The sequence below is a fragment of the Pseudomonas sp. NFACC13-1 genome (assembly GCF_900104425.1).
GTDB classification, from domain to species: Bacteria; Pseudomonadota; Gammaproteobacteria; order Pseudomonadales; family Pseudomonadaceae; genus Aquipseudomonas; species Aquipseudomonas fluorescens_AA.
Genome location: NZ_FMXV01000014.1, coordinates 12001 through 25028, shown reverse-complemented (window position 1 = coordinate 25028; position 13028 = coordinate 12001). Strand labels below are relative to the sequence as shown.

General features: G+C 63.2%; 12 protein-coding genes. 6 read left to right on the top strand and 6 right to left on the bottom strand.

Annotated elements, in window-relative coordinates:
- Positions 1-3 precede the first annotated feature (3 nt).
- Together tsaE and BLQ55_RS17775 are read right to left on the bottom strand one after the other, a co-directional pair.
- Positions 4-471 (bottom strand): tRNA (adenosine(37)-N6)-threonylcarbamoyltransferase complex ATPase subunit type 1 TsaE, encoded by a 468-nt coding sequence (gene tsaE / locus BLQ55_RS17780; protein ID WP_003197219.1) that lies wholly within the window; start codon positions 469-471, stop codon positions 4-6.
- The gene (locus tag BLQ55_RS17775) at positions 459-1958 is read right to left on the bottom strand and encodes an NAD(P)H-hydrate dehydratase (RefSeq protein ID WP_092255558.1); all 1500 of its coding nucleotides are present in this window, start codon (positions 1956-1958) and stop codon (positions 459-461) included. Before BLQ55_RS17775 ends, tsaE begins: the two co-directional genes overlap by 13 nt.
- Positions 1959-2021: 63 nt before the next feature.
- Here BLQ55_RS17775 and queG point away from each other — a divergent pair, with 63 nt between their 5' ends.
- Positions 2022-3101 carry a tRNA epoxyqueuosine(34) reductase QueG gene (gene queG / locus BLQ55_RS17770; protein ID WP_092205354.1) on the top strand — a complete coding sequence of 360 codons (1080 nt, stop codon included), beginning with the start codon at positions 2022-2024 and terminating at the stop codon, positions 3099-3101.
- Here queG and BLQ55_RS17765 read toward each other — a convergent pair.
- Both BLQ55_RS17765 and orn read right to left on the bottom strand, forming a co-directional pair.
- Positions 3083-3694: a trimeric intracellular cation channel family protein gene (locus BLQ55_RS17765; protein ID WP_030140169.1), complete on the bottom strand. Its 612-nt coding sequence runs from the start codon at positions 3692-3694 to the stop codon at positions 3083-3085. The genes queG and BLQ55_RS17765 overlap by 19 nt on opposite strands.
- Positions 3695-3846: 152 nt before the next feature.
- Positions 3847-4389 (bottom strand): oligoribonuclease, encoded by a 543-nt coding sequence (gene orn, locus BLQ55_RS17760; protein ID WP_060739428.1) that lies wholly within the window; start codon positions 4387-4389, stop codon positions 3847-3849.
- Between the two features lie 109 nt (positions 4390-4498).
- Here orn and rsgA point away from each other — a divergent pair, with 109 nt between their 5' ends.
- Positions 4499-5530 carry a small ribosomal subunit biogenesis GTPase RsgA gene (gene rsgA, locus BLQ55_RS17755; RefSeq protein WP_092255555.1) on the top strand — a complete coding sequence of 344 codons (1032 nt, stop codon included), beginning with the start codon at positions 4499-4501 and terminating at the stop codon, positions 5528-5530.
- Positions 5531-5703: 173 nt separating this feature from the next.
- Here rsgA and motB read toward each other — a convergent pair whose 3' ends face one another.
- On the bottom strand, positions 5704-6750 hold the full coding sequence (gene motB, locus BLQ55_RS17750; protein ID WP_092255551.1) for a flagellar motor protein MotB: 1047 nt from the start codon (positions 6748-6750) through the stop codon (positions 5704-5706).
- Between the two features lie 3 nt (positions 6751-6753).
- Entirely contained in the window at positions 6754-7605 is an 852-nt protein-coding gene (gene motA / locus BLQ55_RS17745) for a flagellar motor stator protein MotA (protein ID WP_092205350.1), read from the bottom strand.
- Between the two features lie 166 nt (positions 7606-7771).
- Here motA and BLQ55_RS17740 point away from each other — a divergent pair, with 166 nt between their 5' ends.
- The 4 genes from BLQ55_RS17740 to BLQ55_RS17725 all read left to right on the top strand — a co-directional run bounded on the left by BLQ55_RS17740 (position 7772) and on the right by BLQ55_RS17725 (position 12999).
- Positions 7772-9310 carry an HDOD domain-containing protein gene (locus BLQ55_RS17740; RefSeq protein ID WP_092255548.1) on the top strand — a complete coding sequence of 513 codons (1539 nt, stop codon included), beginning with the start codon at positions 7772-7774 and terminating at the stop codon, positions 9308-9310.
- A 42-nt stretch (positions 9311-9352) separates the two neighbouring features.
- Positions 9353-10168 (top strand): rhodanese-like domain-containing protein, encoded by an 816-nt coding sequence (locus tag BLQ55_RS17735; protein WP_092255545.1) that lies wholly within the window; start codon positions 9353-9355, stop codon positions 10166-10168.
- A 19-nt stretch (positions 10169-10187) separates the two neighbouring features.
- Complete coding sequence (asd, locus tag BLQ55_RS17730; RefSeq protein ID WP_092205347.1) at positions 10188-11048, top strand: archaetidylserine decarboxylase; 861 nt, start codon at positions 10188-10190, stop codon at positions 11046-11048.
- A gap of 193 nt (positions 11049-11241) precedes the next feature.
- Positions 11242-12999: a molecular chaperone gene (locus BLQ55_RS17725; protein ID WP_092255540.1), complete on the top strand. Its 1758-nt coding sequence runs from the start codon at positions 11242-11244 to the stop codon at positions 12997-12999.
- The last annotated feature ends 29 nt before the right edge of the window (positions 13000-13028 follow it).

The window sequence follows — 13028 nt, the reverse complement described above, 5'->3', positions numbered from 1 at the left end:
CAATTAGTTTTCCAATGCCAAAGCGGCACACCACGACTCACCACGGGAGCCTTGCGGCGTCAGTTTCAGCGAACGCCCGCCGTTCTGCGCGCCAATGGTAATGGTCAGGTCGGGCTTTGGCAAAAAGCCTGCACCCTTCTGGGGCCATTCGATCAGGCACAAGGCGTCATCTTCGAAATAATCGCGGATACCGAGGAATTCCAGCTCCTCGGGATCCACCAATCGATACAGGTCGAAATGGAAGGCGCGAATGTCGCCGATCTCATAGGGCTCGACCAGGGTGAACGTCGGGCTCTTGACTGAACCGACGTGCCCGAGGCCGCGAATGATGCCACGGGACAAGGTGGTTTTCCCCGCGCCGAGGTCGCCTTCGAGAAAAATCAGGCCGTGGCCGGCGGTGATCTGCGCGATGCGGGCGCCAAATTGTGTCATGGCTTGTTCGTCCGCCACGTACAGGGTTACTTCAGACACGGTGAATGCTCCTCCAACAACTGACGAATGGCCGGGATCAGATCGGTCGCCGCCAATCCCCGGCCCGAGCGACCGACCTGGGCACCGGCACTGGCATGCAGCCAGACCGCCAGGCACGCGGCCTCGAAGCCTTCCATGCCCTGGGCCAGCAAGGCCCCGACCACACCGGCCAGCACATCCCCCAGACCGGCGGTGGCCATGGCCGGATGGCCCTGGCTGCAAACCGCCAGGCGACCGTCCGGGCTGGCAATCAGGCTGCCGGCGCCCTTGAGGATCACCGTGGCGCTGTATTTCTGGCTCAAGGCATGGGCCGCCGCCGGGCGATCGGCCTGCACCTGGGCGGTGGATATCTCCAACAGGCGCGCCGCCTCGCCCGGGTGCGGGGTGATGACGCACTGCTCAGGCAAACGGACATCGCCGCTGCTCAGCAGGTTCAGTGCATCGGCATCCCATACTTGCGGCAGTGGCGCATTGGCCGCCGTCGACAGCAGGCTGCGCCCCCAGGCCGCCTGGCCCAGGCCCGGCCCGACCACCAGCACGCTGGCCTGCTGGAGCAAGCCCATCAATTGGTTCGCCGAATGGGTGCCCTGCACCATCACTTCCGGTAAACGCATCAGCGCGGCGGACACATGCTCACTGCGGGTCGCCAGCGAAACCATGCCCGCCCCGCAGCGCAGGGCGCTTTCGGCACTCATCTGGATAGCGCCGCCGAAGCCGCGGTCGCCGCCAATCAACAACACATGACCGAACTTGCCCTTGTGGGAAGTGGCGGCACGAGGTGACAGACGAGGCAGATTGTAGGGCAGGAGCAATCGGGCACAGGCCGGTGCCGTTTCAACGATATCCGGGTCGGCGTGCAGGTCATTGAACACCAGCTCACCGACCCGGTCCGCCGCCTCGCCAGTGAACAACCCCAGTTTCAAGCCAATGAAGGTCACGGTCAGGTCGGCCGCCACCGCCGTGCCCAGCACCCGGCCGGTGTCGGCGCACAACCCCGAAGGGATATCCACCGCCGCGACCGGCAGGCCGCTGACGTTGATCGTATCGATGGCCTGCACATAAGGCTCGCGCACATCGCCATTCAGGCCGGTGCCGAGCAGCGCGTCCAGCAACACGCCGCGCAACTCGGCCTCATCCGACCACGGCTCCATCGGCACGCCCACCGCCACGGCCTCGGCATGGGCATTGGCGGCGTCCCCCTGCAATCGCCGGGGCTCGCCCACCGTCAGCACCCGCACCGACCAACCGGCGCGCCGGGCCAGGGTCGCGACCAGGTAGCCATCGCCGGCATTGTTGCCATGGCCGGCCAACACGGTCAGCTCGCGTGCGTCAGGCCAGCGTCGGACGATCGCTCGCCAGGTGGCGCGGGCAGCACGCTGCATCAATTCGAAACCGGCGGTGCCTGCCGCGATCAGTTGAGCATCGAGGGCCCGGACCTGCGCGGCGCTGTACAGCGCGTCGGGAAAATCATCTTTAGTGTGCGGCATGCGTCTTCGGGCTCCGATGTCTGGCAGAATTATACGCATCTCAGCTCCGGTTTCTCTCGCCTCATGCCTGCCATTCCCACAGACCTCCCCGCCCTCGCCCAATCCATCAAGGAATGGGGCCGCGAGCTGGGTTTCCAGCAGGTCGGCATCAGCGGCCTGGACCTGGCCGAGCATGAACAACACCTGCAACGCTGGCTCGAAGCCGGCTACCACGGCGAAATGGACTATATGGGCGCCCATGGCAGCAAACGCTCGCACCCCGAGGAACTGGTGCCGGGCACGCTGCGGGTGGTTTCCCTGCGCATGGATTACTTGCCGGGCGATACGCAAATGGCGCAATTGCTCGGCCAACCGGAAAAAGCCTACGTCTCGCGTTATGCGTTGGGCCGCGATTACCACAAATTGATCCGTAAACGCGTGCAGCAATTGGCGGAAAAAATTCAGGCGGTCATCGGTCCCTTTGGCTACCGCGCCTTTGTCGACAGCGCACCGGTGCTGGAAAAAGCCATCGCCGAACAGGCCGGCCTGGGCTGGATCGGTAAAAACACCCTGGTGTTGAACCGCAAGGCCGGCAGCTATTTTTTCCTGAGCGAGCTGTTTGTCGACCTGCCGCTGCCCGTCGACCCGCCCCACGGCACCGAACATTGTGGAAAATGCACCGCATGCCTGGACATCTGTCCTACGAATGCCTTCGTCGGCCCTTACGTGCTCGATGCTCGCCGTTGTATTTCCTACCTGACCATCGAGCTGAAAAGCGCCATTCCTGAAGAGCTGCGGCCACTGATCGGCAACCGGGTATTCGGCTGTGACGACTGCCAGATCGTCTGCCCGTGGAACCGCTTTGCCCGCCCCTCCGGGGAAAGCGACTTCAAGCCGCGGCACAACCTGGACAATGCCGGGCTGGCCGAGCTGTTCATGTGGGACGAAGAGAAATTCCTCAGCAGCACCGAGGGTTCACCGTTGCGCCGTGCCGGTTACGAGCGCTGGCTGCGCAACCTGGCGGTGGGCCTGGGCAATGCGCCGTCAACCATTCCCGTGCTGCAAGCGCTGGAGGCGCGGCGCGACTATCCCTCGGAACTGGTACGCGAGCACGTGGCGTGGGCGTTGCGCCAACATGCCGAGCGTCAGACCTCGTCGTTGTAGACGAACTTCGGCATTTCCCAGTGAAAGCGAATCGCCAGGAGCCGCAGCAGGAAACCGCCGAACAAGGTGATGAGGATCGCCTGCTCGTTGGGCAATTGCAGGAAGACACACAGCAGATAACACCACGCCGCGGCAAACGAGACGCTGGCGTAGAGTTCGCGACGGAAGATCAGCGGAATATCGTTGCAGAAGATGTCCCGGAGGATGCCACCGAACACCCCGGTGATCACCCCACTGACCGACGCCACCAGCATGCCATGGCCCATTTCCAGGGCCGTCATGCAGCCGATCAGGGTAAACGCCACCAGGCCCACGGCGTCGAGCACCAGGAACAGCGAGCGCAAGTGGCGCATCCAGCGCGCCAGGAACACCGTCAGCATCGCCGCCGCGGTGGTCAGCACCAGGTACTCAGGGTGCTTGACCCAGGTGAGCGGGTAATGACCGAGCAACACATCGCGCACCGAGCCGCCCCCCAACGCCGTGACACAGGCAATCAGCACCACGCCAAACCAGTCCATGCCCCGCCTTCCGGCGGACAAGGCGCCGGTCATGGCTTCGGCGGTGATGGCGATCAGATAAAGCATCAGCAACATTGATGACGATCCTTGCAGGAGAACAAGCCCGTAGGAGCTGCCGAGCAAAGCGAGGCTGCGATCTTTTCCCAGCCAATTGAGCCGCAAGCGAACGCTCAGCGGATCTACATCAAAAGATCGCAGCCTTCGGCAGCTCCTACATGGGACAGGCTTCAGAACTTGATGAAATGCTTGCGGTAATGCTGCAACTCGGCGATGGACTCGCGGATGTCGTCCAGGGCCAGGTGGGTGCTGCCCTTCTGGAAGCTGTCGCGCACTTCTGGCGCCCAGCGGGCGGCCAGCTCCTTGAGGGTGGAGACGTCCAGGTTGCGGTAGTGGAAGTAGCTTTCCAGGGATTTCATGTGGGTATAGAGGAAGCGACGATCCTGGCAGATGCTGTTGCCGCAGATCGGCGACTTGCCCTTGGGCACCCATTGTTCCAGGAAAGCGAGGGTCTGGGCCTCGGCTTCGGCCATGCTGATCTTGCTCTCGCGCACCCGCTGGGTCAGGCCCGAGCCGCCGTGCTGGCGGGTGTTCCACTCGTCCATGCCGGCCAGGACTTCGTCGCTGTGGTGGATCGCGATCACCGGACCTTCGGCCAGGGTGTTGAGGTCGCTGTCGGTGACGATGGTGGCCATTTCGATGATGACGTCGGTGTCAGGGTTCAGACCGGTCATTTCCAGGTCGATCCAGATCAGGTTCTGCGGGTTTTGCATAGGGAAGCTCCTCGGCGTAGCCACGCAGTTTAGCTTAGGCAGGCCCTTGGGCGTGCTAAACTCGCCGCCGTTTTACCCTATTCGCTGCATTTCTTCATACGGAACACCCATGGCCAAACGCCAACTCAATCGTCGTCAGAACTGGCGCATCGAAAAGATCCAGGGCGAGCGCGCCGCCCGCGCCGCCAAACGCGAATCCAGTGCTGTCGAAGCCCTGGAGGGTGGCGACCTGGGCCCTGAACAGACCGGTCTGGTGATCGCCCACTTCGGCGTGCAGGTCGAGGTCGAGGCCCTGGAAGGCGAACTGGCTGGCCAGGTGTTCCGCTGCCACTTGCGCGCCAACCTGCCGGCGCTGGTGACGGGCGACCAGGTGGTCTGGCGGGCCGGTAACCAGGGCATCGGCGTGATCGTCGCGCAGTTGCCGCGCCACACCGAGCTGTGCCGGCCGGACAGCCGAGGCCAGCTCAAGCCCGTGGCCGCCAACGTCGACATGATCGTCATTGTGTTCGCTCCGTTGCCCGAGCCTCACGCCAACCTGATCGACCGTTACCTGGTGGCCGCCGAACACGCGGGTATCCGCCCGTTGCTGCTGCTCAACAAGTTCGACCTGATCGACGAACACAACGCCCCGGCGCTGAACGCCCTGCTGGCGGTCTATCGGGATCTGGGTTACCCGGTACTGGAAGTCTCGGCCCATCACGGCAACGGCATGGAGCAGTTGCAACAGCAGCTGGACGGGCGCATCAGTGTGTTCGTCGGCCAGTCTGGCGTGGGCAAGTCTTCCCTGGTCAACAGCCTGCTGCCGGACGTCGAGACGCGCGTCGGGCCGTTGTCCGAGCTGTCCGGCCAGGGCACCCACACCACCACCACCGCGCGGCTGTTCCACTTCCCTGGCGGCGGTGAATTGATCGACTCGCCGGGTATCCGCGAATTCGGCCTGGGCCACGTCAGCCGGGCCGATGTCGAAGCCGGGTTCATCGAGTTCAACGAGCTGATCGGCACCTGCCGCTTCCGCGACTGCAAACACGACCGCGAACCCGGTTGCGCCCTGCTCAAGGCCCTGGAAGAAGGTCGCGTGCATCAGCAACGGATGAACAGCTACCGCTCGATCATCGCCAGCCTGCCGGAAAGCGGTTACTGAGCTGAAAGGAAGGGAAGCCGGACACAATTGTGGCGAGGGGATTTATCCCCGCTGGGGCGCGAAGTGCCCCCTCCCTTTCATATCCCTGAATAAAAAGACAGGCATAGGGGGGGCTGCTGCGCAGCCCAACGGGGATAAATCCCCTCGCCACAGGTCCATCGACAAACCTTCAATCACTGCGCCGGCGCTCCGGGAGGCTTGGGCGCGGCATCGTCGAACAGGTTCAGCCGCTCGCGCAGCTCATGGGCCGGTACGGGTTGCTTGTCCGCCGGCAACGCATTCGGATCGACCGCCGCGCCAGGTGTGGAGGTCGGAGCAGGCGCTTCACCCGGCGCACCCTCGCCCGGCACCGGATCGGGTGCCGGATCGTCGGTTTGCGAACCCTCGATGGCTTTCTGCGCCTTCTTGGTCAATACCACGATATCGATACGCCGGTTGACCGGGTTGAACGGGTCCTTGCGGTCGAACAGCGCCGAAGACGCATAACCGACCACCCGCGCCACCTGCTCGTCCGGATAGCTGCCGGCCACCAGGGCGCGACGGGCCGCGTTGGCGCGGTTGGCGGACAGCTCCCAGTTACCGTAGTCACCCTTGCCGATGTAGGGTTTGGCATCGGTATGACCACTGATGCTGATCTTGTTCGGCACCGCCTTGATGGTGTCGGCCATGGCCAACAGGATGTCCTCGAAATACGGCTTCAGGCGCGCGCTGCCGGAATCGAACATCGGCCGGTTCTCGGCGTCCATGATCTGGATGCGCAAGCCGTTCGGGGTGATTTCGAACAGGATCTGGTCCTTGAATTTCTGCAGTTGCGGGTTCTCTTCGACCTTGTTCTGCAGTTCCTGCAACAGCAGTTCCAGGCGCTCGCGCTCGACTTGTTCGGCCATGCCTTCGACCTGCTCGGAATCCACTGTCACCTTGTCAGGCTGGGGCTGGGATTTGACCTCGGGGTTGAGGGTGTTTTCCGGGGCCAGGGTCGGCGAGCCGCCCAGGTCGATGATGTAGGGCGTGCCACTTTCGGAAAAGCCGACCGGGTCCTTGAAGTAACCGGCGATGGCGATCTTCTGCTCCGGGGTCGCCGTGGACAGCAACCACAGCACCAGGAAGAAAGCCATCATCGCCGTGGCGAAGTCGGCAAAGGCAATTTTCCAGGCACCGCCATGGTGCCCGCCGGCAATGCGCTTGACGCGCTTGACGATGATCGGCTGGTTATTTTCCATGATTTAGCGACCGCGAACCGCTTGTTCCAGCTCGGCGAAGCTTGGACGGTGTGCCGGGTACAGGACCTTGCGACCGAACTCTACCGCCAATGATGGCGGCATGCCCGAGGCCGAGGCCACCAGGGACGCCTTGATGGCTTCATAGACATTGAGTTCTTCCTTGGCATCGTGGGCCAGGCAGTGGGCCAGCGGGCCGAAGAAACCATACGCCGCCAAAATACCGAAGAAGGTACCCACCAATGCCGCCCCCACGTGCAGGCCGATGGACTTCTGGTCACCGTCGCCCAGGGACGCCATGGTCACCACGATACCCAATACCGCCGCGACGATACCGAAACCAGGCATGGCATCCGCGATGCCATTGACCGCGTGAGACGGGTGCTCCAGGTCTTCCTTGAGGCTGTACAGCTCCATGTCGAACAGGCCTTCGAGCTCATGGGGCGCCATGTTGCCGGACGACATGATGCGCAGGTAATCACAGATGAACGCCGTCATCCGGGCGTCCTTGAGCACGGCCGGGTACTTGGCGAAAATCGGGCTGGCGGCGGCGTCTTCGATGTCGCCTTCGATCGCCATCATGCCTTCGCGGCGGCTCTTGTTGAGGATCTCGTAGATCAGCCCCAGCACCTCGAGGTAGAAGGTGTGGCTAAAGCGCGAACTGAACATGCCCAGGGATTTCTTGAGCACGTGCATCGTCATATAGCCAGGGTTGGCCTGCAGGAATGCGCCGAGGGCCGCGCCACCGATGATCATGACCTCGAAAGGTTGGATCAGGGCGGCAATCTTGCCATGGGAGAGCACGTATCCGCCGAGTACGCTCGCGAACACGACAATGATGCCGATAATTTTAGCCATAGATAGAAAGTACTTATTTAAGTCGGGTTCAAGGTCATATTCGGAAGCTGAAAAATCTCTTCTTCTACTTATCGGCAAAACTGCGCCAGACTATAGGCTGTTCTGGCGAAAAGCCAATTTGCCCCGTTCCGGGCGTAGAGAATTCATACGATGATCACGTCCAGCCATGACTAACGAAACCAAGGTTCCAACGCCCCGACCGACCACCCTCGAAGGCTGGGTGAAGCTGCTCAAAGGCGTGCATCTGCCGGTGCCCCAGGCCAGCCACGACCTGGTCTGCAAGGCCCTCGCCGACAGCCGCCGCTCATTGCGCGACATCGCCGACCTGATGCAGGACAGCCCCGCCCTGGCCCTGAGCGTTATCCGCGAGGCCAACCATCACACCCATGGCAGCCTTGCAGAACCTGCGGAAAACCTCGAAGTGGCCATCAACCGCCTCGGCCTCAAGCGTACCGAGGAACTGCTCGCCCGCCTGCCGTCGTTGCCGGAGCATGAAATACCTATCGCCTTGCGCCAGTTGCAATTGATCAGCCAGCACGCCACGCAACAGGCCAATGGTTTTTTTGCCAGCCGCCTGGCGCGGCTGTGGCAAGACATACACTGGGGCAGCCTGTTGTTCCTGTCGCCGCTCTGGCCCCTGGCCCTGACCCATCCACGACTGCTCGGGGAATGGGAACTGCGGGTCGTCCATAAAGGCGAGCCCGCGCCCAAGGTAGAGCGCGAACTGTTCGGCGTCAGCCTGCTGGAAATCTGCCTGGGGCTGGTGGAAACCTGGCGCTTGCCCATCTGGGTGGCGCAAGGTTATCGCCTGCTGCTCAATGAACGCCGCGAGCTGGTGAAAGTCCTGCGCATCGCCCGGGACAGCGAACACCCCCTGCGCCAGCAGAATCGCCTGGACGACGACCCGATCCTGCGACGCTGGCTCAACCAGCCGGCCAACACCGTATTGCTGGCCAACGGCCTGGCACTTGCCGCACAACAGGCCTGGGACAGCCCCGCTATCACCCGCTGGCAGTACCTCACCAGTTTGTATCTGCAGATGTCTATGGACGAGGTCCAGCAACAGCTGCACCAACAAGCGGCCAATAGCGCCCATCATCACGCCATGCCGGACCTCTGGCACCCGGCCGTGGCGCTGATCTGGCCCTCGGGCAGCCGTCGCGTCCACCCCGGCTTGCTGCCCGCCGCCCCACCCAGCGCCCAAGACCTGAGCCAGTGGCGCAAGCAATGCTCCGCCATGCTGGTGGAGCCGAGCCCCTTTCGCAATGCCATGCACCTGACCACCTCGGCACGGGACGTCCTGGTGGCCTGTGGCATGCGCCGAGTGATGATCCTGATGGCCGACCGCAGCCAGATCAGCATGCGCGTACACCAGACTGCCGGCCTGCCCAAGGAAGCCGCAGCCATGAGCTTTACCATCAGCCAGAGCAAAATATTGCAACGGTTACTGGCCCAGCAGGCCCAGGTTCGCCTGAACCCGGACAACAACGCGCAGTTTTCGGCACTACTGCCGCCGGGCCTGCGCAGCCTGTTCCGAGGTGAGCACCTGCTGTTGCGCTCACTGACCTGCAACGGCCGGGTGATCATGCTGGTGGCGGTGGACCAGGGCGGCGGGCCGTTCTCGGATATCACCGTGCAAGCCTTTGGCAAAACCGTGCAATGCATCGAAAGGGCCCTGCATACCTTTACCAACCGCGGTCGCTGAACTTGCTACAATCCTTTCCCTTTGCGCCCCTGGAGACCTCACATGCCTGACTTCTCTGGCTTGCCGCTGGTGATCGAGCCGAGCGAACTGCTGCCGCGCCTCGACGCCCGCGAACTGATTCTGGTGGACCTGACCAGCGCCGCGCGCTACAGCACCGGGCACATCCCCGGTGCACGTTTCGTCGACCCCAAGCGCACCCAGCTCGGCCAACCGCCGGCACCGGGCCTGCTGCCGGCCAAAACCGACCTGGAAACCCTGTTCGGCGAGCTTGGGCATCACCCGGACGCGGTCTACGTGGTCTACGACGACGAAGGCGGAGGCTGGGCCGGGCGCTTTATCTGGCTGCTGGACGTGATCGGCCACTCGAACTATCACTACCTCGACGGCGGCCTGCTGTCCTGGCTGGACGAAGGCCTGCCAGTGTCCGTCGATGTTCCGGCACCGGTTGCCGGCCCGGTGCCCCTGACGTTGCACGATGCCCCCACCGCCACCCGCGAATACCTGCAAAGCCGCCTCGGTGCCGCCGACCTGGCCATCTGGGATGCGCGTGGCCCGCAGGAATACTCCGGCGAGAAAGTCGTCGCGGCCCGGGGCGGACATATTCCAGGGGCGGTCAATTTCGAATGGACCGCCGGCATGGACCCGGCGCGCAACCTGCGCATTCGCAAGGATATGCCGCAGATCCTCGAACGATTGGGCATCACGCCCGACAAAGAAATCATCACCCACTGCCAGACTCACCACCGCTCTGGCTTCACCTACCTGGTGGCCAAGGCGCTCGGTTATCCACGAGTCAAAGGCTATGCCGGTTCCTGGGGCGAATGGGGCAACCACCCCGACACGCCCATCGAGCTTTGAAGGTTCTTAAGGACAGTTAATGAAAAACCGTTTGTTCATCCTCACTCAATACCTGCTGCCCCACCACCTGCTGTCGCGGTTGGCCGGTTGCATTGCCGAATGCCGCGTGCGCTGGTTCAAGAATGCCTTCACCGCGTGGTTCGCCAAGCGCTATCAAGTGGATATGTCCCAGGCCCTGGTGGAAGACCTGACTGCGTATGAGCACTTCAACGCCTTCTTCACCCGCGCCCTGAAAGACGGCGCGCGGCCGCTGGACGAAACCCCGGGCGCGATCCTCAGCCCCGCCGACGGCGCCGTCAGCCAGCTCGGCCCGATCGAGCATGGCCGGGTGTTCCAGGCCAAGGGCCACAGCTTCAGCGTGCTGGAGCTGCTGGGCGGTGACGCGGCCAACGCAGCGCCGTTCATGGGCGGCGATTTCGCCACCATCTATCTGTCCCCCAAGGACTACCACCGCGTGCACATGCCATTGGCCGGCACCCTGCGGGAGATGGTCTACATCCCTGGGCGGATTTTCTCGGTCAACCAGACCACCGCCGAAAACGTTCCGGAGCTGTTCGCCCGCAACGAGCGCGTGGCGTGCATTTTCGACACCGAGCGCGGGCCGATGGCCGTGGTGCTGGTGGGCGCGATGATCGTGGCCTCCATCGAAACCGTCTGGGCCGGGCTGGTGACGCCGCCCAAGCGTGAGCTGAAAACCTTCCGTTACGACGAAGCCGCCCGTGGGCCGATCCATCTGGAAAAAGGCGCCGAACTGGGACGCTTCAAACTGGGTTCGACCGCCATCGTGCTGTTCGGTCCAGGCCAGGTGAAATGGGCCGAAGACCTGGTGGCCGGGTCGCCCGTGCAGATGGGCCAGGGCCTGGCGCTGCCCAAAGGCTGAGTCACACCCGCCCTTGAAGCAGGTCTGTGGGAGCAAGGCTTGCCCGCGATGAACGATAACGCGGTCTAAAAAACGCGGCGCCTGCATCGCGAGCAAGCTTTGCTCCCACAGCACTTTCAGGGCAACACGCCTGCCTGTCAGCTGCTAGAGTTGGAAACATCACGTTTATTTCCCGCCGGAGCCCGTACACGGCATGAATGAGACCAGCCCTCTCCAGCTATTGCGCGTCCTGACCCCGACACAATCACGCCTGTCGTTCTGCGATGCTACGCCACGGGACCTCAAGCGCTGGATCGCCAACCTGCCCAAGGCCAACATCGGCGAAACGGCCCGCCTGTTGTACCAGGCCCTGGGTGAACTCAACCAACTGCTCACGCCCAGCGACAATCGCCTGCAATTGCTCGAACTGCTGCGGCCCGAGGTGTATTACGTCTGCAAGCACCTGGAGCGGCACTTCCTGCAACAGGCCATCGTGCTGGATGATCGCTCGCGCAAGATCGTCAACCTGTGCCAGGCCCTGCAAACCCAACTGGCGATGGGCTACAAACAGATCGTGGCGCGTATCGCGTCGAAATACACCAAGGACCGGGCCCGCCTGCTGAGCACCGCGCTGCAACGGGCGATGCATGCCCTCAACGGCCCGCTGCTGCGTGCCAGCCAGCTCTACAGTCCAGTGCCCGAGGGGCTATGGCTGGACTTGCATCAGTTGTACCGGATCGCCTGCCTGCATCGCTTGCAACACCTGAGCGTGAGTGACGAGCTGGCCAGCCAGGTCCATCAATTGAACGCCGAGCAGACCTATGTCGTCGCCCTGCTGCTGGGCGCGTCACGCAGCAATCAATTGCGCCAGAGCCAGATCGGACGACTGACCGAGGTGCTCGAATCCTGGAGCCAGTGGGTCAAGCTGGACCCTGCCACCGCTGCCAGGAGCCTGTTCGCCGTCGCTCCAGAGCTGGATGTCGGGCCACGCTACCGCTCCAAGTTCCGGGCCGAACAGCAGCCGACCTTGCAGGGCTTCGATCCCCAGCCACTGGTGCGTGCAATCGCCACTCACCTGGAACAACCTGCCGATAATACGTTGCCAGTCCCTGGCGGCATGAGTGCCGACACTTTGCATCACCTGCAAGCCGCCTGGGGCGAAGCGGCTGAACGCAGCTTCCAGCGCACCGAGGGCAACGGCGCGCTGACCCTGTGCGTCGGCATGAGTGCGCTGCACTACTACCTTGGCGGCGAGCGCTCGTTCAACGAAATCCTGAAAAGCCCCGCCACCCGCAAGGCCCGCTTCGAAGCCTCGCCGAGCAAGACAAACGATACCTGGAAGCAAGCGTTCGACGCCGCCCCCGCCGGCGACAGCGACCTGCTGCCCTATGAAGAAATCGAGTACCCGGTCAACCCGGCCGATGACGATGGCACCAGCTCCGACAACCAGCATCACTTCCCCACCTACGACCTGCCGATCATCAACCACAGCCCTGGCGGCTATTGCCTCGGTTGGCCCAAGGAGGTGCCGGAACAACTGCAAGCCGGGGAAATGATCGGCATCCGCGACAGCAGCGACCAAGCCTGGAGCGTCGCCGTGGTGCGCTGGATCCGCCAAGTGCGCAACGGCGCCATGCAAATGGGCATCGAACTGGTCGCCCCCCATGCCCAGCCTTGCGGGCTGCAACTGGTCCGGGAGAACGAGCACGGTCACTACCTGCGCGGGCTGTTGCTCCCCGAGATCAGCGCCATTGACCTGCCCCCGACCATGATCGCCCCCCGCCTGCCCTTCCAGGAAGGCCAGCGGGTGTTGATCAATACCAACGGCCAGGAACGCCGCGCCGGCCTGGACCGCCGGGTGACCAGCACCCACAGCTTCAACCAGTTTTCCTATCACCCGGAGGACTCAACCGAAACCGGGGATGGTGGCGATCAAGAGGGGAATTTCGATTCGTTGTGGAAATCGCTGTAGGAGCTGCCGAGCGGAGCGAGGCTGCGATC